This window comes from Mesorhizobium sp. M7A.F.Ca.CA.003.01.2.1 (assembly GCF_003998945.1).
Taxonomy (GTDB): Bacteria; Pseudomonadota; Alphaproteobacteria; order Rhizobiales; family Rhizobiaceae; genus Mesorhizobium; species Mesorhizobium ciceri.
Genome location: NZ_RZRA01001355.1, coordinates 1 through 1,051, shown reverse-complemented (window position 1 = coordinate 1,051; position 1,051 = coordinate 1). Strand labels below are relative to the sequence as shown.

The window sequence follows — 1,051 nt, the reverse complement described above, 5'->3', positions numbered from 1 at the left end:
TGCCAGAGCCGTTCCAGTCGGTGTCTCCGAGCGGCTTGCAGTGGTATTCGATGTCGATGCCGTATTTCTCGGTCAGGCGCTGCAGGAGGTAGCGGGCCATCCACATCTGGTCGGCGGCCTTCTTGGAGCCCTTGCCGAAAATCTGGAATTCCCATTGGCCTTTGGCCACTTCGGCGTTGATGCCTTCGTGGTTGATGCCGGCGGCGAGGCAGAGGTCGAGATGCTCCTCGACGATCTGACGCGCGACGGAGCCGACATTGGAATAGCCGACGCCGGTGTAGTACGGGCCCTGGGGTGCGGGATAGCCGCTCTCGGGGAAGCCGAGCGGGCGACCGTCCTTGTAGAAGAAATATTCCTGCTCGAAGCCGAACCAGGCGCCCTCGTCATCGAGGATGGTGGCGCGCTTGTTTGAGGCATGCGGCGTGACACCATCGGGCATCATGACTTCGCACATGACCAGCACGCCGTTGGTGCGGGCGGGATCCGGATAGACCGCAACCGGCTTCAGCACGCAATCGGAGCTGTGCCCTTCGGCCTGCTGGGTCGAGGAACCATCGAAGCCCCACAGCGGCAGCTGCTCGAGTTCAGGGAATTCGGCGAATTCCTTGATCTGCGTCTTGCCGCGAAGGTTGGGGACCGGGGTATATCCATCGAGCCAGATATACTCGAGCTTGTATTTCGTCATTCTAGCCTCTCGTTGCTTGATCACCGAACACTGAACGGCGTCGACATGCGTCTGCCGTCAGCAGCTGGCCTGCCGCACACTTAAAATGCAATTCGTGTGCCATTCTTGGTCCGGAGGGTGCGACAAAATTGACGCGGCATCCACCGGAAGTCGGTGAGCCGCCTAAGCAATGCGCCCGGATCCATCACGGTCCTTATTTGCACAAATAGTGTGCAAATGCTGATCTTTTCATAGGCATATTGCCTAACTTGATTGCAGACCTTATCTTCGGGCCAAGTTGAATCGAAAAGGTTCGGCGGAAGAAAGGAACCCGGCAATGGAAGTCATTTCCACACGACCGTCGGCCAAAATTTTGATGTTCCCGGC

Annotated in this window: 1 protein-coding gene; it reads right to left on the bottom strand. The window is 58.0% G+C overall.

What is annotated here, in order from left to right:
• On the bottom strand, nt 1–685 hold a 685-nt coding region (locus tag EN969_RS32610; protein WP_127419813.1), incomplete at its 3' end, for a glutamine synthetase beta-grasp domain-containing protein.
• Nucleotides 686–1,051: the final 366 nt, after the last annotated feature.